A 19,771-nucleotide genomic window follows, 5' to 3' on the forward strand; every position below is an offset into this window, starting at 1 on the left:
AGACTGCCACAAAGATTAACGCAAACAGAAAAATATAACAAAATCCTTTGCTTACCCGTCATTAACCATGAAATGCAAAGTCTGGCCCAAATGCTTCGAAATGAGACTCTGAAGGGTTTTAACGGCCTTTGGCGTCATCGCTTTTAGCCTTTCCTTAAGCCGGTGGCTCCTATTGTCAGGCATGGTTAAGGGCTGTCCGGCCCATATGGATTCGGTGTTCAAGTATTGCGTAATATAACGGAAAAAGCGGTTGCGTTGATCGATCATGCCACGAGCATGTGGCTGTCGCGCATGGAAGAAGACGAAAGCGCGCGAACCGCAACGGTTCAGGCCTTGCGTCGTCTCGTGGCATTCGGCCTCGCTGCATTTTTTGTCGTCCCAGCAGTTTTTTGCCTCATCGTTCCTGTCTCCGTCGCGCTGCCTCTGGGCGTTGCGACCGTTTTTGCCGTGTTTCTTGCCGCCGCCGTATCGCTCCTGGCCCTGCGCAAACCGGTAAAGTCGGAGGTCGCCGCTCCCGCGATCACACAGAATATGGTGCTGGCAACGCAGGTACCCGGCCTGCTGGTGGTGTTTGATGAGCACGGCGTCGTCAAAAGTGTGTCCGGTCGCGATCTCAAGCAATTCCCGGCGCGTTTTCAGAATTGCACTGGCCATTTCTTTGCGGAACTGGTGCATGTCTCGGATCGTATTGGGCTTATGCAGGCCTTTGATGCGCTGCGGCAGGGCGAGGACAATGCCATTGCCGATCTGCGCTTTGAAAACGGCACTGCGGCCCGCCAGACCCAGTTCATTCATGGCCGTATGGACATCACCGCCGAGCGCGATCGCTTCGGCAGGTTGGTTGCCGTCGTCGGGCAACTGCGCGATATCACCGAAAAGGAAATCCTGCGCAAGGAAGTTGCCCGCAAGGTAGCGGAAGCCGAGTCGGCAAATGATGCCAAGTCGCGCTTCCTTGCTGCCGTCAGCCATGAATTGCGCACGCCGCTGAATGCCGTTCTCGGTTTTTCGGATATTCTGGCGGGTGAGTATTTCGGCAAGCTAGAAAACGACCGCCAGCGCGAATATGTCTCGTTGATACGCCAGTCCGGCGCGCATCTTCTGTCGGTGGTCAACACCATGCTGGATATGAGCAAGCTGGAAGCGGGCCATTACGAGTTGATGATGGAGCCGTTCCGCATTTCCGATGCCATCAACACCTGCGAAGGCATGCTGGGCCTTCAGGCCAAGCAGAAGGGTCTGACCCTGACCAGCCGCATCCAGCGTGACATGGGCGAAGTCGTCGCAGATCAACGCGCCATTCAGCAGATTCTCATCAATCTTGCCGGCAATGCCATCAAGTTTACCGAATCGGGTGGTGTGGTCTCCATGGATGCAGCGCTGGAAGGCGGCATGCTGAAGCTGACCGTCAGCGATACCGGCATTGGTATCGCCGCAGACAAGATCGCGCTTCTTGGCCAGCCTTTCATGCAGGTCCAGAACGAATATACCCGCCGCTACGAGGGCACGGGCCTCGGCCTTGCTCTGGTCAAGGGACTGGTAGAGTTGCACGGTGGCACTGTCACTATTACCAGCCGCCCCGGCGAAGGCACGATGGTTACGATCCTGATGCCGGCAGATGGCTCCGGCCAGACAGGCATGGATCGGGAAGATACGAGAGAGCCGGTGGAGTTTCCACCGCGTCTCAAGCCACAGACACCTGTGGTCGAAACGACGAAGGGGGATGTTGCGGATGGCCGCGCCAAAGCGAAAATCGCCTAGGAAAACATCGGTTCGCAAGGAGCCGGGGTTCTTTTCCGTGGCCGCTCTCGCCATGGGAAACCAGCTTCTGCGTCATCCAAAACTCGTCGGCGGCTGCACCGCCTTCATGGTCGTGTTCGGCTTCGTTGCCGCCAATGCGTTGTGGTATCAGCCAGGCCATCACCCGTCGCCATTCCTGCGCACCCGGGATGAGGAAAATCCCAACGGCATTCCCGGATATCGCCTGGCCTCGGGGCTGGGAGAACACGGCAACGTCACCACCTTCCGCATAGAGCGCCAGACCGATACGCCAGTGAACGCCCCGGCTCCGGCCCAGCCTGCTATGCAGCCTGCCGCGAGTGTTGCTCCCTCTGATCCAGCCGTGCACCAACCTTCGGAACTGGTTGCCGAGATCCAGCGGGAGCTTGCCCGCCGTGGCCTTTACGAAGGCGTGGCAGATGGCATGCCCGGACCCCGCACCACGGCTGCCGTGCTGTTCTTTGAAGAAACGGTTGGCATGGAACAGACCGGCGAGCCCACGAGCCGCATTCTCTCTGCGCTGAAAATAGACAGCGCTACCACGGTTGCCGCAATTCCCAAGGCTCTGCCGAAAGACCGTCCTGCTGCGGCCAATTCCGGTGGCGTGGCGATCGATCCCGTGGCGGCTGCCATTCGCAATGCAGAGACCAATCCGCCCAAGGCGCAGCCGGTGTCGCTGACATCAGGACCATCGGCCAAGCCTGCCGAAAAGGACCTTGTAGCAAAAATTCAGCAGGGTCTCGTCAACATCGCCTATGCCTCGGTGAAGGTGGATGGTGTGCCGGGCGAACAGACGCGCACCGCCATCCGCAACTTCGAGAAGCACTACCGCCTGCCGGAAACCGGCGAACCCAATGAAGCGGTGCTGAAAAAGCTGAAATCCATCGGCGCTTTGTGATATCCACAGAGCCTTTCCAGGTTAGATTGAAGCGTTAGGGTGGAGCAGGTTTTCGTCAGGGCAACGGTGATTGGCGAAGAGCGTACTCCAAGGTACGATCGAGACAATCGCCGTTGAGCCTGACGGAAATATGCCCGCCATCACGTTTTAATCTGGCCTGGAAAGGCTCTAATATGCGTCTTAAATCCGAGATTTTCGTTTCAGCCCTCGTTCGTCGCGTGTTCTCCGCAGGCGATTTCGCTGCCATCGAGCGCAAGGGCGCGGACGCCGCTGGCGCAATTTTCATCCGTCAACGCTTGCGCAACGGCCTGGAAAACCTTTATGGCCCGGCACCGCAAAGCTTTTCCGATGACGAAGAGGTGAGGGCGGAACGCCGTTTCGAGCTGCGTCTAAGACAGGCAGATGCGGGGGAGGCGGAGGCGCTTCTGGATAAAGAGAGCCGGTTCGATAGCGATCTATGGGTGGTGGAGCTGGAGACCGAGACGGTGGAAGGGCTGTTTACTGTCGTCTCTGATTAAGAGCACGCGCCGGATAGGCCCGTTCAGACGCTCCGCCTATCGCCTCACCACCATCTGCTCCCGTTCGTCTTCCCGGACAACCGAACCCTCACGAGCCGGATCAACCGTATAGCGGTCGGCACGGCGCCAGCTTTCGATGCGGTCCTCGCACTGGCCGGGGTTCAGCGTGTCGAGCATGGTTTCGGCGCGTGTCATGTCGCCATCGCGCACCTTGAGGTGCGGATAGAAACATTCCAGCACGAAAGCGGCATCGGCGAAGTCCATGCCGAGGCCGATCATGGTGGTGGCCAGTTGCTGGCCGGAAATATCCAGCATCACCCGTTCCGACAGCCAGTGGCTTGCCGAAAGGGAATCCGAAAGCGCCATGGAGAACTGCCGCGCATTGCGTTCACGCGCAAAGCGCACCAGTAGGGCTTCCTGCACATCCGTAAGGCGGCGCGCACCCAGATTGTCGCTGACAGGACGTTGGAGCTGACGTGCCATGGTGCGGAGCTGGCGACGCAGGTCTTCCTCGCGTTCTGCAATCGTCCGCTCCATGGTGCGTGACACGTTGGCGGCATTGGCCTGCCGCTCGTCAGTCGAGTGTTTGGGCGTCTGGTGTGAATGCCGCAGACCCACCAAGGCATCGATGACGGTTGGTGAAAGGTCTTCACGACGAACGATAGCCCGCGCATGCGCACCGCCCTGGGTGCGTGCAACAGCAATCAACGTATCGTCATCCAGGCATTTGGAGGAGACGAGGAACGGTGCAGCGAGGCCGATTGGCTGGCTTGCGATGAAAAAGGCGACCGCCGAGGGGATGTTGGGATTTTGCGACAGGGCTGCCACGGCTTCCCGTTTCGCTTCTGCCGTACATGCCGAAAACAGCGGCATGAACAGTTCTGCAAACTGGCGAAGCTCAGATTTGGACGGATGAGATAGCCCCTCAAAACTCGATACGGTGGCCATGAGCACCACGTCCTTCTTTCTGTCGGCGCTTGGCCTTTCTAGCTCTCGAAACCGGTCGGTCAACGCAATACCCAATGTGACGCAAAACAAAACGATCCGTTCAAGTTATAACAAACGTGTTGACGCCCTGTTAACCAGCGCGGACGCAAAGCGGTTTTTTGCCTCTATGCACAGCAAATTTTAAGACTTGGATTTGGGGGCGAAGGTGAACCTGACAGTGGTTCACGCGCCTGAAGCGCTAGCGGGGACTCGCCCGCCTTGCCGATGACATGGAAAGACGAGCCCCTGACCGCTATCATGGCGGCTGATTGCCCTTAGACATTACGAAAACGACAACCGTCAAACATCTAAGGGTCGAAAGTTTAACCCTCGATTTTCTGGATGTCTGGAATTGGTTATTAAATACAACGGCTTTGCCGAAACGGTCATTAAACAGTTCACACAAGTGTGAGCCTGGGCTTTACGAAACACTGATTTCGTAGAGACAATTTTAATGGCATATGTGTCGATGGAAGAATATTAGTATTAACGAATGATTAACCAATACATGTTTGTAATGCGATAGGCAGTCTGCAGATTCGGTACTAGTTTTCAGAATTGAAATGTAGCGAATACTGCAGCAAGTAATATGCTTGCAACGGCTTCTTGCCTCCCATGCCAGTCTGTGGACTGGAACTGCACAATGTTGTGGTGAATGGCATTCCCGCGCGCTTTCAACGCATTCGCGCGATTGATTCAACAACTAAGCGTCATGCCCCCTGAGAGGAGAAGACTATGACGGAAGTGATTTCGTTTTATGCGGCGTCCCGCCGCCTCGGCAAACCAGCAGACACGCCAAGACCGACAGGCGGCCCTGCGCAGCTTCTGTTTTTTACCGGCGTTCGCTACGAGCGGGCCGCGGTCGACATACAGATTGAAGCGCAGAAGAAGCCACGCAAGCGCAAGGTCATTGCTACCGCGGACGCTGCCGTCGGTTCCTGATCCGATCGAAAACGATGCCGCCTAAGGCCACTGCGTCTGCTCGCATTTTGCTTCGCTGAGAAACCGTGTCGCTTCCTCCGAGAAGCTTGGCTGCGGCACCATGGTTCGCAACACGGCATAACCCTTGCTCTGCCCTGCCTCCACCAGAATGGACTTGGAAAGACCTTCCGGTTGCGCCTTGCGAAGTGCGGCGAGCTGCACCTGATTGGCAACCAGAATATCCATTTCGCCGCCCGCAGACGTGCGATCATTCATGCTGAAGATTTCGTTGGACGCGCTGTCGAAAACCGACACCGACCAGAACGGCACCACGCCGAAAGCCGCCAGCCGCGTCGGTTTCTCAGCCACATCAAACGTGCAGACGGCAACCCGCATGAAGGGATCACCGCTGCTCAGGCTAGTCTTTTCACGGTTCTCGTTCAGCAGATGAAAGAGGTTCGGCGCGCCTTGCGCCAGGGAACGCGTATAGGCGTCGCGGTTGGAAAAATGCGGCGTCGACAGCAGAATGATCAGATGCAGAACAGCGGCACCGACCAAACCGACGAAGACTGCAAAGACGAGCTTAAGCATTTCCGCACCCTGTCTTCTGGATGTCCGGCATCTTGATGTCGATCAGGCCCGTGCTGCCGGCAACCGGCGTATCCAACAGTGTCAGCACCAGTTTGAAATTGGCCCCTGCTGGCACGGCAAGCCAATTATAGGTCTGCGCTACCGCTGCAACGCTGATGTCCATGCCGCCATCGGGGCCGTGCAGAAGCGTGCGGGAATTCAGCGCCATGGGGCGACCAGACCCATCATCCAGCAGATTTCCCTGCTGGTCAGCAGCATAGAGCGTCCAGAAGCGGGAAGGGGGTACCGAGCCGGTCAGCCTGTATCGGCACTCACCCGTCAGACGCTGCCCGCTGCTGTCGTTCGCGGCGGTAAAACTCAGGCCTTCGGCTGTTCCGTACAGCAGCTTACCGGCATCTGCCCGGTGCGATTTTGCATAAGGGTCCGCCTCGGTCGTCTGCGCTTCGGGAAAAGCATCCCACGCACCGATCTTGATCGAACCAAAACCATCGGTCGCCTCCAGAGCCGCAAGCGTGGATAATATTCCGCCGCCAAAGGCGATGATGAGCGAAATGGCAACAAGGAATGGAACTCGGAACACGCTGTTTTCCCGTTTTGGAACAGGTGAGCGTTAGCATTGATTCCGTTTCGGGGAAATGGGCAGAACGACGCCGAGGCGGGCTTTGCATAAATCTCCACGACCTTTGCTGACGATGTGCTGAATTAGCGTTCACACATCGCAAACACGCTTGGACGGTGTCGGCTTGATGACCCCAAGGCGGCTTGGGGGCGAGCCCCCACTACCACCCGTCATTGAACAGGTTGCGTTGTGGCCGGTGCGGATGGCGCGGCCGGTACTGCCGCCGCTACGCCAGACACATCGTCAGTCGCAACAGGTGCTGGTGTCATCTTGCCATCCGCTGCGGCCACACGCCAGACCGTATTCCCGGCATCATCAGCCACCAGCAAAGCCCCGGTACCATCGATGCCGACTCCCACGGGACGGCCTCTCGCTTTGTCGCCCTGAATGAACCCGGTCACCACATCCTGCGTCTTGCCGGATGGTTTGCCGTTTTCGAACGGCACGTAGGTCACGCGGTATCCATTGAAGGCATTGCGGTTCCAGCTTCCGTGTTCGCCGATGAAAGCGCCGTTGGCATAGGCGGTTGGCATGGCGGAGTTCAACGTAAATGTCAGGCCGAGCGCTGCGACATGGCTGGACAGCGCATAATCCGGCTTGGTCGCCTTGGCCACCATATCAGGGCGCGGCGGGTGCACACGGGCATCGACATGGTTGCCATAATAACTCCAAGGCCAGCCATAAAAGCCATCTTCCTTGACGGATGTCATATAGTCGGGAACGAGGTTCGGCCCAAGCTCATCACGCTCGTTGATGACGGCCCAAAGCTCCTTGCTCTCAGGATTGAAGGCCAGACCGTTGGGGTTTCTAAGGCCGGATGCGAACAGCTTGAATGCCCCTGTCTGCCGGTCCACCTGCAAAATCGCGGCGCGGTTCTTTTCCGCTTCCAACCCGTTTTCGACGATATTGGAATTGGAGCCAACCGATGCATACAGGAACTTGCCATCCGGGCTCAGCGCCAGATCCTTGGTCCAGTGGTGGTTGATCGGCCCGCCGGGAAGCTGGGTCAAAACCCGTGGCGGCGCCGTAATCTCGTTCTGTCCGAGTTGGTAGGGGTATGCGAGGATTTGGTTCGATGTTGCCACATAGAGCGTGTTGTCGGCAAAGGCGAGGCCGAAGGGCGAATCCAGTTTTGTCAGCAGATCATGTCGTTCATCGACCGTTCCATCGCGGTTGGTATCGCGCAGAAGCGTGATGATGTTGCTTTCCTTGACCTCGCCGGTTTCACCGTGGGAGATGGCCATGATCCAGCCGCGAATGATATCCTTGGGCCGTGTCGGCGCCTGTCCCTTCGGGCCGCGCGACTGCACCACCAGCACGTCACCGTTCGGCAGCGTATGCACGGTTCTCGGATTGACCAGATCCTTCTGATAGGCGGTAATTTTCAATCCTTCCGGCACGGTCGGCATCTCGCCATCCTTCCAGCCAACCACCTCCGCCACCTTCAGATCGGGCAGAAAGCTGGTTGATGGTTCCGGCAATACGGGGTCTGCGCCGATCTGCTGCGAAAGGTCGAAATTATCGTTCTGATCGCTGCATGCGGGCAGGATAATGGCAACGCTGCCCAGAAGAACGGCAGTACGGAAAAAGCGTGTCGCGACCATCATACTCTCCAAGCCAGTCTTGCATATTTGCGGGTAGAAGCAGCAACCGTCATCAGCGAAACAACAAAGGTAACGAGCGATAGCAGCAGCCCATAAGGCACAACCGCCGTCCATCCATCACCTGCGTGGACAAGACTGTTGGTAAACGCCAGAACCAGCATCACCAGAAACAGAATGATCGCGAAAAACGAAGGCCGCATCGGCCGCGTGCGGACCCGCAACAGATCGATCAACCCCGCCAGCACCGCCAAACCGCCAAACACCAGCCCGGCAAACAGCAACCAAGCCGAAAAATTCTGCCACATCACCTCCGCCGTCTGCCAAAACGCAATATCCGTCCCCAGCGCCAGTGAAAAGCACACGAAAGGAAACGGGACGAAGAGGGATTGAAAGGGATAGGCAGAGGCATCTCTGCGAGGCTCGTCACTCATGGATGGCTCCAGCCGGGGGTATGGAAAGGTGGAAGTGTGGTTTTTGGAAATTTAATACAATAACCAAACGGATGGACCGAGTATTGGTTGCAGACCGTGTGGCCGTCTACTCTTTTGAGCGATAGCGAACCAAAATCGCCGTAATTATAAAACACGCCGTGGTTGAAGAAAAGTGATCAGGAGGCGTCGATGATTCTGGAAATGCCTGAAAAAGTCAGACTCGTTTTCCAAGAGATAAAGTTGGCAAGTGCTGATGATTATGAAGCGTTGTCTGACATCCGAGCCAAATTTCATACGCTTATGGATGATGATCCTTCGCTTATCAAAGCGTTATATGATGTTTATTTTCACTGCCTGCGAATTGCGCTGACACATGAAGCCGACGAAAATATTGAAGAGACGCACGCCTACAAATTCATAATGCTGTTTTCGTCTCCATCAACATCTATGCCAGGCAGAGCGCGTGAAGGGGCTTTCCGGGTGCTTATCGAACGGCATCAGGAGCACAAAGCGCTGCTAGAGGTAGCGCTGACATCGGCTGATCGACTGGTAAGCACAGTCCATAGCCACATGGATACCGGCAATTTAGGTGACATCCCGACAGCGATGTTGGAATTATACTGCTGGCATCGGCCTCACAATGTGCAGACGCCAGAGATCGAGGCAGAGCTTCATCCAATGGTGTTGAGGCTATTCCGAGCATTTCCAGCCCAGAAAAGTTTGGTTCTCGGTGAGATGCTTATGAATAATTCTGAGGGAGCAGTCCTCGTGAGTGATCTCCTACGTTTTTATGCATTGGAGCGACGCAATTTGGGAGAGGGCCCAATACCCCACATTGCCTCGAACATGCTGGGTCACCATGCTTGGAAAACAGATTTTCTCTACGTAAAATCTGCAGATATTCTGGTCCTGACGCTTCGGGACTCAAAGTCCTGGCCGCCGGAAACAGTGGCTGCGTTTGTGGAGAAGCTTATCCTCACGCCTCTTGCCGTGCAAACAACCACGCAAGCCACCGAAATCGCGCGCGCGCGAGATCAGGTTGCTAATGCTGAACAGCGCATAGCATCGAAAAAATACAAAAGTGAACGCTGGGCATCTGCGGAAGATGTGAAAAAGCACGATATCGAGTTTCTGGAAAAATACCGTAAAGAGTTAGCGCTGATAGAAAGCGATTTTGAAAGCTGGAATGAGCAGCGATGGAAACAAGCCGTACGCCGGGTCGCAGTTTCAGCCGTGACACGCAAGGCGCTTAAAGTTTCAAGCCAGCAACTGCCTTTGGGCAGCAGCGAAAAAATAGTGGCGTTGCTACGCGACGCCTTGGACTACAAAAATAAGCCAAAGACATTTCCAATGCCAAAGGCCGCGGACAACAGGTTCAGGGACTTTGGCCTCAAGCTTCTCGTCATAGAGGAGTTGATGTATCGGCGGAAAATACTGACGCCTGTGTTCGACATTCACGAGTTTGCAAAAGAGTACGAAAAGCGTGAAATCGACATAGAGTCGGATGGATATGAAATCATTCCGGAGGCAAAGACATATTTCCAGAACCTCGCGATTCCCGACGACCTTCTGTACCAAGTCGAAACCTTACATCAATCAAGCGGCATCGATGGTGGTTCGCGTTTTCTCGATAACTTGTTCCCCTTCTGGGACCCTGGTGCTGGCGATGAAGTCATAAAAATTACCAACAAGGCAATTGATGACCTCGCCCTTTTACCAAACTTGAAACGCTTAAGCGGTTTGGAAAACAGCAAGTCAGGCCCCAAGCTTCTGAAAGCATTGAAAGACAGAGGCGTCCAACTTCTCGATGAAGAAAGCGCTTGAAAGGGCAGAGGTACAGAATGTGGAATTTGCGTGGCGCGATGCGCGGCTGACACGTTAGTGTCGAGAAGTAGTGTAGGCTGGGAGCGCAGGCTGGCGAAAGGCAGTAAAACTACCGCTTTACGCCGCCATCTCCACCAACCTCGGCCACTTTCTGCACCGTCAAAGAAGGCGCGGAGGCGTCCCTCAACTTCTTGCCAATCGAACGGATAACCCGCGTTGCCTCTGCGGATAGAGACCGGGGGCGGGTGAGGGCTGGTAGGGCGTTGGCGTCTGTGGAGGCTACTTCGGCGCCTGTGGCGGGACGAGGGCGGGAGCCTGATGGCAGCGGGTTCTGGATGCCGGGGATGGGGCGCAGTTCCATGCCCTGGTGGGCGTAGTCCATCAGCCGCTTGAACGTCATGGCGGGCAGCGCGCCGCCGGTCATGTTGTTCATAGAGGTGAAGTCGTCGTTTCCGAACCAGACGGCAGTTGTGTAGTTGCCGGTAAAGCCGACATACCAGGCGTCGCGGTAGGATTGCGACGTGCCGGTCTTGCCACCGGAGACGATGCCGTTATCCAGTGCGCCGCGCCGCGCCGTTCCCTCGACGGGGATGGTCACCAGCATGCGGTTCATCTTGGAATTGGCTTCTTCGGACAGCACGCGCTGGGCGGGCGGTTCGTCACGGTCGAAATCGTAGAGAACCTTGCCTTCGTAATCCAGCACCTGCGCGATACCGTGGCGGCGCGATTGCATGCCGTCGGCCGGGAACACGGCGTAGCCCGTGGCCTGATCCAGCACGGTGACTTCGGAGGTGCCGAGCGGAATGGTCTTGTCGGTGCGCAGCGGTGTGGCAACGCCCATGGCCTTCGCCGTATCGGCAATCACCTGCGTGCCCAGCACATCCTTGGCAAGGCGCACCGGCACGGTGTTGTAGGATTTGGCAAGTGCGGTCTGCAATGTCACCTTGCCCGCATAGGAGCGGCCATAGTTTTGCGGCGACCAGCCGCGCCATGTTACGGGCGCATCTGAAATCAGCGTTTCCGGCTTGTAACCCTTCTCCATGGCGGCGGAGTAGGTGTAGACCTTGAACGAAGAGCCGGGCTGGCGAAGGGCAGCGGTTGCGCGGTTGAACTGGCTTTCACCATAGTCGCGACCACCGACCATGGCGCGGATGCCGCCACCATTTTCGATCATCACCATCGCGCCCTGCTTCACCTTGTAGCCTTCGCCGAACTCGCGAAGACTGCCTTCCATGGCCTGTTCAGCCGCCTGTTGAAGGCCGCTGTCGATGGTAGTGCGAACGACCACCGTGTGGTCCTTGATCTTGCCGTCCTTGGCCAGCTTCTGCACCTCGTCAAAGGCCCAGTCGAGGAAATAGTCCGGCGCTTTCACGTCTTCGCGGTCGATGACGGTGGCCGGGTTGCGGCGTGCGCCGACGACTTGACCCTCCGTCATCAACCCGCCTTGCACGAGGTTTGAGAGCACGGTGTTGGCGCGCGCGCGCGCGGCAGGAAGGTTGACGTGCGGTGCATATTTTGCGGGCGCCTTGAACAGGCCGGCGAGAATGGCGGATTCCGCCAGCGTCACATCCGTCAGGTTCTTGCCGAAATAAAACTGCGCCGCTGCCGCTGCACCAAAGGTGCCACCGCCCATATAGGCGCGGTCGAGGTAAAGGCTGAGGATTTCCTTCTTGGACATGTTGGCTTCCAGCCACAGCGCCAGAAAGGCTTCCTTGATCTTGCGTTCCAGCGAACGTTCATTGGTCAGAAACAGGTTCTTTGCCAATTGCTGCGTCAGCGTCGAGCCGCCCTGCACGACGCCGCCTGCGCGGGCGTTTTCGCTCATGGCGCGGGCAAGGCCGATGAAATCGATGCCGAAATGGTCGAAGAAACGACGGTCTTCGGTCGCCAGAACGGCCTTGATGAAATGATCCGGCATCTGGTCGATCGGCACGGAATCTTCGTGGATAATGCCACGATGGCCGATGGTGTTGCCATAGCGATCCAGAAACGTGACGGCGAAATCACCGCGATAACGCCAGTCCTTCTTGGTTTCCTCGAAGGCGGGAAGTGCCAGCGCCAGCATCAGCACCGTACCGGCGGTCCCCACCGTCAGGGCGTCATCGGCGATGTTGATGAGAAATTTCTTCCAGCCGCGCACGTGCAGCTTGCGGGACGCGACGGTGACGTCTTCCCAGAAGTCGAAAAAGCGGGATGCAGAGGTCCAAAGGCCGGAATCGATCCATGAATCGATGCGCAGCAGAATATGGCGTTTACGGCGCGCCTGTTTCTTGTTCTTATCTTCCTGCACGTAAAACGAATTCCTGTTCGATATTTCGAGCGTCTGCTTGACGCGGCAACCTTGCGCGGGTCATTCCCTCAACACTACTCCGCCAGATTTAAGGATTATCTTATAATCTGGAAGATTGCGACACGACAAAACGGGCCGGGCCATGTTGCCGCCCGATGATGCAAAATGGAACGGAAATGTTAACGATGAGTGACGCGCCATTCTGGAAAACGAAATCGCTGGCGCAAATGAGTAACACCGAATGGGAAAGCCTGTGCGATGGCTGCGGCCTGTGTTGTCTCAACAAGCTGGAAGACTGGGACACCGGCGACGTGGTCTTCACCTCCGTTGCCTGCCAGTTGCTGGATGGCGACAGCTGCCAGTGTTCGGATTACCCCAACCGGTTCGATACGGTGCCTGACTGTATTCAGCTCAACCTCAAGCTGGTCAATGAAATCGGCTGGCTGCCACCGACCTGCGCCTATGCGCTGGTGCGTGATGGCGAAGACCTCTACTGGTGGCATCATCTCATCTCGGGCGACCCTGAGACGGTGCATATCGCAGGCATCTCCGCACGCGGACGGACAGTGAATGAAAAGCAGGTCGATGTGGATGACTTTGAAAATTATGTGGTGGACTGGCCGCTGACGGTGGGGGAGCAACCGAAGGCGCAGCAGAGGTGAGGTCGTCGGAGTGGGTGTCGTCCTATTCCTGCCCCATCTGCCCGTTATTAAAACGGATAATCCATCTCAGACGTCCGCTGCCCGCTGTCATCGCGGTGATACATTCAAGGAAAATGCATGCTGCCCCGCTGCGCCGTTCTTAAAGCTCTGTGCCTAGCCGCTTTCGGCCTGTCGCCCGTTTGGGCTCATGCCGCAACACAGCCTTATGAATGCACCTTCGTGACATCGGTGGAAACCGGTGCCGTCATCACCCAGCAGGGCACCTGCGACAAGCGCGTATCTCCGTCCGCCACCTTCAAGGTGCCACTGGCGCTGATTGGTTATGATTCCGGTATTCTGCTCGATGAGTTCAATCCCGTCTGGGAGTGGCAAAAAGGCATGGAGGCACAGCCGCAGGAGCGCAAGAAGGTTGACCCGACAACGTGGCAGAAAGAATCCATCCGTTGGTATTCGCGTGAAATCACCAGCCGTCTCGGCCAGGAAAAATTTGCCGCCTATGTTAAGCGTCTGGGTTTTGGTAACGCGGATGTGGCGGGCGAGGCTGGCAAGGATAATGGTCTGACGGACGCCTGGGTTGACACGTCGCTTGCCATTTCCCCGGTGGAGCAGATCGGCTTCATGCGCCGATTGCTGGCCAACAATCTACCCTTCTCCCGCGATGCGCAAAACAAGACCAAGGCCATCATTCCCGTCTATGACGGCGCCGAGGCCTGGAGCGCCCACGGCATCACAGGCACCGGTACGCTCAAAGGCGATGACGGCAAAGCAGACCCCAACCGCCCCTATGGCTGGTTCGTGGGCTGGGCAGAACGTGAAGGTCAACACATCGTTTTCGTGCGCTTCCGCGTGGCGGACAAACCATCGGACAAGCCCATGGGGCAGGTGGTGCGCGAGGAGTTTTTGAGGGACATCCCGAAGTTTTCGGTGCATCGGTAAAGGCGAGTGGCGTGACGGCAAAAGCTGGCGAGTAAAACATTCACCTGACCCAAGTCTCAGATAAATAATATGTCTCCCTTGACCTTCCCATCATGGGAAGCATTACATAAAGTCTCGAAAGGGGAAATCCCATGAACGAGACAGTCAAGACAATACCCGTAGCCGAGCCGATTTCGGTGTCCGTGGAAGGCATGACCTGCGCGTCCTGCGTGCGTCGCGTTGAGACCGCCGCGGCCAAGGTGCCGGGGGTGGTGACGAGTTCGGTAAATTTTGCGACGAAGAAGCTGACGGTTGACCGAACTGAAGGCTTTTCCGCGAAAACGCTTGCCGCAGCGGTGAAGAAGATCGGTTATGAGGTCACGCCGCAGATCATCGAACTGGCAGCGCATGGCCTTAGAGGTGCAGATGATGCCGCACGGCTGAAGGGCGTGCTGGAGGCTGTTGCGACGACTGTTGGCGCTGAGGTGAACGCAGAAAGCGGTGCCGTGATCATCGAAAACATCGGTGGCGGTCGTCAGCGTGAAGTGCTGGTGGAAACGGCAAGGCTTGCCGGTTTTACGTTGAACGCCCCTACATCCTCTGCCCACGATCACGCGGCACACAGCCATGAACACATGCACCATGCCGGTGCCGAAACGACGCTGAAACGCGATGTAATGCTCGCCGCCATCTTTACCGCGCCGCTTTTCATATTGGAAATGGGCGGCCATGTTTACGAGCCGATGCACCATTGGCTGATGAGCGTCATCGAGACGCAGACGCTTTATTACGTCTATTTCGCACTGGCGACGGTGGTGATTTTTGGGCCGGGATGGCGCTTTCTGAAATCGGGTTTTCCGGCATTGGCGCAGGGTGCGCCGGAGATGAATTCGCTGGTGGCGCTTGGGGTAAGTGCGGCCTATCTCTATTCGCTGGTCACGACCTTTGCGCCCGGTCTGCTGCTTGACAATGCCCGGCATGTCTATTATGAGGCCGCCGCCGTCATCGTCACGCTCATCCTGACCGGGCGGTTGCTGGAGGCTCGCGCCAGTGGCAAAACAGGCGATGCCATTCGCAAGCTGGCAAGCCTTCAGGCCAAGACGGCCCGGGTGGAGCGGAGCGGGCAGGTGCTGGATATCGCAGCTGACGAGGTTGCCACGGGCGATATCGTCATCATTCGCCCTGGGGAACGCTTGCCCGTAGACGGCGAGATGGTGGAGGGCGCATCCTATATCGATGAATCGATGATATCAGGCGAGCCGGTGCCGGTGGAAAAGACGACGGGCAGCCATGTCACGGGCGGCACCATCAACAAGAATGGCACGCTGAAATTCCGCGCCACCAAGGTCGGGACCGATACCATGCTGGCGCAGATCATCGCTCTGGTGGAGCAGGCCCAAGGCGCAAAGCTGCCCATTCAATTGCTGGTGGACCGGGTTACGGCCCTGTTCGTGCCTGTCGTTATCGCCATTGCCCTGCTGACCTTTGCAGTCTGGTCGGTATTCGGGCCTGAGCCCGCTTATACCTACGCGCTGATCAGTGCAGTCGCCGTGCTTATCATAGCCTGCCCCTGCGCCATGGGACTGGCCACGCCGACATCGATCATGGTCGGCACGGGCAGGGCTGCGGAGCTCGGTGTTCTCTTCCGTAAGGGTGAGGCTTTGCAGGCGCTGCGTTCCGCGGAGATCGTGGTGATGGACAAGACTGGAACGGTCACCAAGGGTAGGCCGGAACTGACCGATCTGGTCGTGGCTGAGGGTTTTGATGAAAGCGAAGTTTTGAGGCTGGTGGCAGTGGTTGAGAGTAGGTCGGAGCATCCGATTGCTGAGGCCATTGTGCGGGCGGCCGCTGCTAAACACATGACGCCCTCTACAGGGCTTGAATATTCCATCACCAACTTCGAAAGCGTCACCGGCTACGGCATCTCTGCCACCGTCGATGATCGCAGGATAGACGTCGGCGCAGACCGCTTCATGGAAAAGCTCGGTCTTTCCGTCGCACCGTTCGCACAAGCCGCCGAGCGGCTGGGCGATGAGGGCAAGACGCCGCTTTACGCCGCCATCGATGGCAAATTGGCGGCGGTGATTGCCGTTTCAGACCCGCTGAAACCGTCGAGCATCGAAGCTATCAGAGCGCTGAAAGCCATGGGCATCGGTGTGGCAATGGTAACGGGCGACAATGCCCGCACAGCAAGGGCCATCGCGCTACAGGTGGGCATTGAAACGGTGGTGGCAGAGGTATTGCCGGAAGGCAAGGTGCAGGCGATCCGTGATCTGCGTGAAGGCGGCAAAAGGCTGGTCTTCGTGGGGGATGGCATCAACGATGCGCCAGCGTTGGCGGAAGCCGATGTCGGCATCGCTGTAGGGACTGGCACCGATGTTGCCATCGAAAGTGCCGATGTGGTGCTGGTGGGTGGTGATCTCATGGGCGTGGTCCATGCGATAGAAATGAGCCGCGCCACAATGCGCAACATACGCCAGAACCTGTTCTGGGCTTTCGGGTACAACGCGGCGCTCATTCCCGTCGCGGCTGGCGCGCTCTACCCCGCTTTCGGCATCATGCTGTCTCCGATGATCGGGGCAGGGGCCATGGCAGTGTCCTCGGTCTTCGTTCTCGGCAACGCGCTGAGACTCAAAACGATAAGGGTGGCTTGATGAATATCGGGGAAGCCTCGCAGGCATCGGGCGTATCGGCCAAGATGATCCGTTATTACGAGCAGATCGGCCTCATCACGCCACCGGCCCGGACGGGCAACAACTACCGTACCTATGGCGATGATGACGTGCACAATCTGCGCTTCATCAAGCGGTCCCGCACGCTGGGTTTTTCGCTGGAAGAGACAGAAACCCTGCTGAAACTCTGGCAGGACAAAACCCGCGAAAGCGCAGCCGTCAAGGACATCGCGCTGGCTCACATCGCCGATCTGGAACGCAAGATCGCAGACATGAAAAGCATGGTGAAAACGCTGTCCCATCTCGCCCATTGCTGCGGCGGCGACCACCGGCCCGACTGCCCCATTCTGGACGATCTGGCAGGTATCGACGCGTCGGTTGCGGGAAAATGAAACGCCTCAGCCTGTTGAAAATAAGAAGGAAATCGAAATGACCACAACCTTCGCAGTACCCGACATGACCTGCGCACACTGCGAGAAAACCATTCGCGGCGCGCTGGCGGATGTGCTTCCCGGCGCGGATGTAAGCGTCGATCTAAGCACCCACCATGTAAGTGTTTCCGGCGACGCTTCGACCGCGGAGGAAGCGATGCGCGAGGTGGGGTATAGCCCGGAACGGGTGGGGTAAAGAAAAAGGTGATCTGGGATCACCCTTTTTGACGATCATACCTCGTCGAACGTTCCGCCTTCGCGGGACGGGTTGCGGTCGATGACTTTTTCTTCGAGGTCATCGGGCAAGGCGTCGTCGCTTTCCTGATAGGGGTCGTCATCGGTTTCGGCTTCTTCGTCTCGCAGTTCCTGCTCGACCTGCTGCGGGAGTTCGCCTTCTTCGGGTAGGTCGCTGACGTCCAGGTCTACGAGTTCCTGATCGAGTGCATCTTCGTTTTCTGTCAGGGGCTTGCGCGGGTCCATGGTGGTTTCCTATCGGGTTTGTGGAAGCGTGTCGGCGTTTGTCGGCTTTATGACTGGGTCGTCATCACCACGACCATCGCCAGATAGATGACGAAGGCCATGATGCCGACACCTGCGATCACGAGGATGATGCCGCGTCCGGCGCGCTTTTTTTGAACTTTGTTTTCGTTTGCCTCAGACGGAAATAGAACGGGATCGGTTTCCTGAGTTTTGGGCACGGAGCTCTCCTCTGGATATTTCTGTTATCCAGAGAACTGGCCAGCGGGAGGAATGTTCCTGCGCGATTACTGTTTTAGCGCCCAGATGGTGGCATGTGCCACCGCTCCATCAATGCTTTTCAGGTGAGCGGCGCGCACCGGCTCGAAGCTCTCTATGCGCTTGGTTCCGACGTAACGGCCATGGTCTGCGAAGACCTCGATGGAGCCGTAATCGAGGAAAATTCGCAGTCGGAAGGGGCGGGCGCCTTCTGAAATATAGCGTGGTGACGGGCTGCCTCGGCCATCTTCGTGACGAATCCACAGGCCGGTGTCATCGCAGACGACGCCGAGTTTGGCGCTGGGGTGGTCCAGTTCCAGTTCGAAGGGAAGGCCAGGTTTGGTCAGTTCGAACAGCAGTTCAACAGCCCCGGTGGAGAACTCCACCCGCTCTCCCGCCGCCAGGCGGGTTCTGTCCAGAATGCGGTGACGAAGGCTTTCCGCCGCCCCGATGGGTGGCGTCAAAAGCGCGCCGTGGGAAAAATGCATGCGGCGGGGCAGCGTCATTGCCGTGGGGAAATCGATTTCCGGCGTTGCATCCGCCCAGTTGGCCAGCCAGCCGATGCCGACGATGGTGTCTCCATCCAGAAACGCCTGGAAGGCGTAATTGTCCGTGCCGAAATCCAGTTCCTGGCCGAATTCCTTGACGAATGTCTTGCCATCGAACCAGCCGACATCTGCCATCGTCAGGTTCTTGCGGCCCGTCGCGGCATCTTCCGAATGCATGAGGCCATAGGTCAGCACCCAGCGCGTGGAGCGCGCATTGGCGGGGCCATCAAGGGGCAGCAGGCAGGGGCATTCGATGGCCGTGGTCTTATAACGCGTTTCTACCCAAAGCTTGCCAACATATGTCCAGCCGGATGCAGCCGTCGGGTCCTGTGTTTCGTAGAGCAAAATGACGCCGCCGCCATCGCTCTGGCTTCCCAACAGCATCTTCCATAGGCCATCCGGGCCGCGCACCACATAAGGATCGCGGAAGTCCGTCGTCAGTCCCTGTCCATCGGGGCGGTTGCCGAGGATCACCTCAGCTTGACCTGCCATGATGAGATCCGACGAAGTTGCGGTCAGTTGAATCTGCTGTTCCGGGACCCGGTCCTGCACCTGCTCGGTAAAGAACACACGAATCCCCGTACCTTCCACCAGTGGAATGGTGGAGCCGGAATAGGCACCACCGCGCTTGTCCGGCCGTGTCGTCAGGTCTTCGGACGGGAAGAGGAAAATCGGCAGATGCCGCCAGCGCAGATAATCCGAAGAGACCGCATGGCCCCAATGCATGGTGTTCCAGCGCAACCCGTGGGAATAATGCTGATAAAACAGATGCGGGCGTCCCTCGAAACGGCCAAAGCCGTTGGGGTCGTTCATCCAGCCAAAGGGCGGGCGGAAATGGTAGCTCTCCGGCAGGTCGGGAGCGGCATTGTCAGGCTTGGTATGGACCACGGTGATGCCGGTTTCCAAGACGTCCGAGGCGATGAACCAGTACATGACCGAAACGGCAGTCGTGACCGTATCATAGCTCAACTCGACGCGACCGCCGCCGAAAACCTGATAGATACGAAAATTATACTCATCCAGATTGGTGCTGGAGACTTCGCCGAATTTGCCGTTGTGGTTCGAAAAGGACACCGAACCCGGCTCGTCGTCTTTTTTTGCCTTGAGCCAGACGTGGAACGTGGCATTGACCGGAAGATCGGTTTGTATGGTGCGAATGGCGCTTTCGATCTCTACGGGCGATGCGGTATCGTTCATTCCACTATCCTTTCATCTCTGTACGGTGACAGGATAACAACGAAAGTGGCAGGTTAAAGTTCAACGCCGACAGAGTGAACTGCACCCCATTTCGACCGGACAGTCGGCATAAGCAGAAAGGCTCAAGCACAGGCTTGAGGACAGGCTTATGT

19 protein-coding genes are annotated in these 19,771 nt (G+C 57.3%); 10 read left to right on the top strand and 9 right to left on the bottom strand.

Going from position 1 to position 19,771, the window contains the following annotated elements:
- Positions 1–234: 234 nt before the first annotated feature.
- From ATO67_RS16920 to ATO67_RS16930, 3 genes are all read left to right on the top strand, one after another.
- Positions 235–1,758, top strand: a complete 1,524-nt coding sequence (locus ATO67_RS16920) for a sensor histidine kinase (protein ID WP_067652033.1) — start codon at positions 235–237, stop codon at positions 1,756–1,758.
- Positions 1,730–2,674: a peptidoglycan-binding domain-containing protein gene (locus tag ATO67_RS16925; RefSeq protein WP_067651905.1), complete on the top strand. Its 945-nt coding sequence runs from the start codon at positions 1,730–1,732 to the stop codon at positions 2,672–2,674. The genes ATO67_RS16920 and ATO67_RS16925 overlap by 29 nt, the downstream gene beginning before the upstream one ends.
- Before the next feature lie 173 nt (positions 2,675–2,847).
- Positions 2,848–3,192, top strand: a complete 345-nt coding sequence (locus ATO67_RS16930) for a DUF1491 family protein (protein WP_067651908.1) — start codon at positions 2,848–2,850, stop codon at positions 3,190–3,192.
- Between the two features lie 36 nt (positions 3,193–3,228).
- On the opposite strand, the gene ATO67_RS16935 is transcribed toward ATO67_RS16930, so the two are convergent.
- The gene (locus ATO67_RS16935) at positions 3,229–4,140 is read right to left on the bottom strand and encodes a DUF2336 domain-containing protein (protein WP_082760312.1); all 912 of its coding nucleotides are present in this window, start codon (positions 4,138–4,140) and stop codon (positions 3,229–3,231) included.
- Positions 4,141–4,914: 774 nt separating this feature from the next.
- Between ATO67_RS16935 and ATO67_RS16940 the strand changes: the two genes are divergently transcribed.
- Entirely contained in the window at positions 4,915–5,121 is a 207-nt protein-coding gene (locus ATO67_RS16940) for a hypothetical protein (protein ID WP_067651911.1), read from the top strand.
- A gap of 21 nt (positions 5,122–5,142) precedes the next feature.
- Here ATO67_RS16940 and ATO67_RS16945 read toward each other — a convergent pair whose 3' ends face one another.
- From ATO67_RS16945 to ATO67_RS16960, 4 genes are all read right to left on the bottom strand, one after another.
- Positions 5,143–5,691 carry a DUF1254 domain-containing protein gene (locus ATO67_RS16945; RefSeq protein ID WP_067651914.1) on the bottom strand — a complete coding sequence of 183 codons (549 nt, stop codon included), beginning with the start codon at positions 5,689–5,691 and terminating at the stop codon, positions 5,143–5,145.
- A complete protein-coding gene (locus ATO67_RS16950) occupies positions 5,684–6,271 on the bottom strand; it encodes a DUF1214 domain-containing protein (RefSeq protein ID WP_067651917.1) in 588 nt (195 codons plus the stop codon). Before ATO67_RS16950 ends, ATO67_RS16945 begins: the two co-directional genes overlap by 8 nt.
- Positions 6,272–6,480: 209 nt before the next feature.
- Complete coding sequence (locus ATO67_RS16955) at positions 6,481–7,914, bottom strand: PQQ-dependent sugar dehydrogenase (RefSeq protein WP_082760307.1); 1,434 nt, start codon at positions 7,912–7,914, stop codon at positions 6,481–6,483.
- Complete coding sequence (locus ATO67_RS16960; RefSeq protein WP_067651920.1) at positions 7,914–8,345, bottom strand: DUF2231 domain-containing protein; 432 nt, start codon at positions 8,343–8,345, stop codon at positions 7,914–7,916. Before ATO67_RS16960 ends, ATO67_RS16955 begins: the two co-directional genes overlap by 1 nt.
- A 189-nt stretch (positions 8,346–8,534) precedes the next feature.
- On the opposite strand from ATO67_RS16960, the gene ATO67_RS16965 reads away from it, so the two are divergent.
- On the top strand, positions 8,535–10,169 hold the full coding sequence (locus ATO67_RS16965; protein ID WP_067651923.1) for a DUF6892 domain-containing protein: 1,635 nt from the start codon (positions 8,535–8,537) through the stop codon (positions 10,167–10,169).
- Between the two features lie 109 nt (positions 10,170–10,278).
- Here ATO67_RS16965 and ATO67_RS16970 read toward each other — a convergent pair whose 3' ends face one another.
- The gene (locus tag ATO67_RS16970) at positions 10,279–12,459 is read right to left on the bottom strand and encodes a transglycosylase domain-containing protein (RefSeq protein ID WP_067651926.1); all 2,181 of its coding nucleotides are present in this window, start codon (positions 12,457–12,459) and stop codon (positions 10,279–10,281) included.
- A gap of 185 nt (positions 12,460–12,644) precedes the next feature.
- Here ATO67_RS16970 and ATO67_RS16975 point away from each other — a divergent pair, with 185 nt between their 5' ends.
- The 5 genes from ATO67_RS16975 to ATO67_RS16995 all read left to right on the top strand — a co-directional run bounded on the left by ATO67_RS16975 (position 12,645) and on the right by ATO67_RS16995 (position 17,335).
- Positions 12,645–13,121 carry a YcgN family cysteine cluster protein gene (locus ATO67_RS16975; protein ID WP_067651930.1) on the top strand — a complete coding sequence of 159 codons (477 nt, stop codon included), beginning with the start codon at positions 12,645–12,647 and terminating at the stop codon, positions 13,119–13,121.
- Between the two features lie 117 nt (positions 13,122–13,238).
- Positions 13,239–14,057 (top strand): class D beta-lactamase, encoded by an 819-nt coding sequence (gene blaOXA / locus ATO67_RS16980; RefSeq protein ID WP_067651933.1) that lies wholly within the window; start codon positions 13,239–13,241, stop codon positions 14,055–14,057.
- Between the two features lie 131 nt (positions 14,058–14,188).
- On the top strand, positions 14,189–16,690 hold the full coding sequence (locus ATO67_RS16985) for a heavy metal translocating P-type ATPase (RefSeq protein WP_067651936.1): 2,502 nt from the start codon (positions 14,189–14,191) through the stop codon (positions 16,688–16,690).
- On the top strand, positions 16,690–17,100 hold the full coding sequence (cueR, locus tag ATO67_RS16990) for a Cu(I)-responsive transcriptional regulator (RefSeq protein ID WP_067651939.1): 411 nt from the start codon (positions 16,690–16,692) through the stop codon (positions 17,098–17,100). Before ATO67_RS16985 ends, cueR begins: the two co-directional genes overlap by 1 nt.
- Before the next feature lie 37 nt (positions 17,101–17,137).
- Positions 17,138–17,335: a heavy-metal-associated domain-containing protein gene (locus ATO67_RS16995; RefSeq protein ID WP_067651942.1), complete on the top strand. Its 198-nt coding sequence runs from the start codon at positions 17,138–17,140 to the stop codon at positions 17,333–17,335.
- A gap of 35 nt (positions 17,336–17,370) precedes the next feature.
- On the opposite strand, the gene ATO67_RS17000 is transcribed toward ATO67_RS16995, so the two are convergent.
- From ATO67_RS17000 to ATO67_RS17005, 3 genes are all read right to left on the bottom strand, one after another.
- Entirely contained in the window at positions 17,371–17,619 is a 249-nt protein-coding gene (locus tag ATO67_RS17000) for a hypothetical protein (protein WP_067651945.1), read from the bottom strand.
- Between the two features lie 47 nt (positions 17,620–17,666).
- Positions 17,667–17,837 (bottom strand): hypothetical protein, encoded by a 171-nt coding sequence (locus ATO67_RS23305; protein WP_170063808.1) that lies wholly within the window; start codon positions 17,835–17,837, stop codon positions 17,667–17,669.
- Positions 17,838–17,903: 66 nt separating this feature from the next.
- The gene (locus ATO67_RS17005) at positions 17,904–19,619 is read right to left on the bottom strand and encodes a GH32 C-terminal domain-containing protein (RefSeq protein WP_067651948.1); all 1,716 of its coding nucleotides are present in this window, start codon (positions 19,617–19,619) and stop codon (positions 17,904–17,906) included.
- Positions 19,620–19,771 lie beyond the last annotated feature (152 nt).

It is taken from the genome of Agrobacterium bohemicum (assembly GCF_001562555.1).
In the GTDB taxonomy this organism is placed as follows: domain Bacteria; phylum Pseudomonadota; class Alphaproteobacteria; order Rhizobiales; family Rhizobiaceae; genus Agrobacterium; species Agrobacterium bohemicum.

Excerpts from the sequence above, each read along its gene's own strand:
- ATO67_RS16925 (WP_067651905.1), top strand. The coding sequence starts at position 1,730 with ATGGCCGCGCCAAAGCGAAAATCGCCTAGGAAAACATCGGTTCGCAAG.
- ATO67_RS16930 (WP_067651908.1), top strand. The coding sequence starts at position 2,848 with ATGCGTCTTAAATCCGAGATTTTCGTTTCAGCCCTCGTTCGTCGCGTG.
- ATO67_RS16935 (WP_082760312.1), bottom strand. The coding sequence starts at position 4,140 with ATGGCCACCGTATCGAGTTTTGAGGGGCTATCTCATCCGTCCAAATCT.
- ATO67_RS16940 (WP_067651911.1), top strand. The coding sequence starts at position 4,915 with ATGACGGAAGTGATTTCGTTTTATGCGGCGTCCCGCCGCCTCGGCAAA.
- ATO67_RS16945 (WP_067651914.1), bottom strand. The coding sequence starts at position 5,691 with ATGCTTAAGCTCGTCTTTGCAGTCTTCGTCGGTTTGGTCGGTGCCGCT.
- ATO67_RS16955 (WP_082760307.1), bottom strand. The coding sequence starts at position 7,914 with ATGGTCGCGACACGCTTTTTCCGTACTGCCGTTCTTCTGGGCAGCGTT.
- ATO67_RS16960 (WP_067651920.1), bottom strand. The coding sequence starts at position 8,345 with ATGAGTGACGAGCCTCGCAGAGATGCCTCTGCCTATCCCTTTCAATCC.
- ATO67_RS16965 (WP_067651923.1), top strand. The coding sequence starts at position 8,535 with ATGATTCTGGAAATGCCTGAAAAAGTCAGACTCGTTTTCCAAGAGATA.
- ATO67_RS16975 (WP_067651930.1), top strand. The coding sequence starts at position 12,645 with ATGAGTGACGCGCCATTCTGGAAAACGAAATCGCTGGCGCAAATGAGT.
- blaOXA (WP_067651933.1), top strand. The coding sequence starts at position 13,239 with ATGCTGCCCCGCTGCGCCGTTCTTAAAGCTCTGTGCCTAGCCGCTTTC.
- ATO67_RS16985 (WP_067651936.1), top strand. The coding sequence starts at position 14,189 with ATGAACGAGACAGTCAAGACAATACCCGTAGCCGAGCCGATTTCGGTG.
- cueR (WP_067651939.1), top strand. The coding sequence starts at position 16,690 with ATGAATATCGGGGAAGCCTCGCAGGCATCGGGCGTATCGGCCAAGATG.
- ATO67_RS16995 (WP_067651942.1), top strand. The coding sequence starts at position 17,138 with ATGACCACAACCTTCGCAGTACCCGACATGACCTGCGCACACTGCGAG.
- ATO67_RS17000 (WP_067651945.1), bottom strand. The coding sequence starts at position 17,619 with ATGGACCCGCGCAAGCCCCTGACAGAAAACGAAGATGCACTCGATCAG.
- ATO67_RS17005 (WP_067651948.1), bottom strand. The coding sequence starts at position 19,619 with ATGAACGATACCGCATCGCCCGTAGAGATCGAAAGCGCCATTCGCACC.